Here is a 403-nt window from a genome sequence, read left to right as displayed (position 1 = left end):
CCGGACCAGGCCCCACCCATCAGGTTGGCCGATCCCGCCTCTCCGGCGAGGTTTGCGACGGTCGTAGCGGTCGCGGTGAGCGAGCCGCCGGCCGACACGGTTAGCGACGATGTCATGCCGATCGCCCCGATGTGCAGCAGGTTCGCGGACGCCCCGGCAGCAGTAATGGACGGCGCAATCAGCGAGCCAGCGCCGATGGTCACTGTCGTGGCGCCAGTCGGGACGGCGCCGAGCGACCAGTTCGACGCGGTATGCCAATCGGGAGAAACGCCTTGCCATGCTGTTTGAGCGTGCGACGGCGTCACGCCAAGCGCGAACCAACTCACCGTCGACAAGGCCGCCAGCCCCGTGATGGCACGAGGATAACTCCGTAGCGGCCGCATGCGCCCCCCTGGGTCTTCAA

General features: G+C 67.7%; 1 protein-coding gene. It reads right to left on the bottom strand.

The features are described 5' to 3' along the window. Window positions 1-335: hypothetical protein (locus tag AB4Y92_RS26215; protein WP_441822282.1), on the bottom strand; the 335-nt coding region annotated here is incomplete at its 3' end. Window positions 336-403: the final 68 nt, after the last annotated feature.

The sequence above is a fragment of the Lysobacter sp. TAB13 genome (assembly GCF_052113885.1).
Taxonomy (GTDB): domain Bacteria; phylum Pseudomonadota; class Gammaproteobacteria; order Xanthomonadales; family Xanthomonadaceae; genus Lysobacter; species Lysobacter gummosus.
The sequence above is the reverse complement of the archived record's forward strand: the minus strand, read 5'-3'. Positions and strand labels throughout refer to the sequence as shown.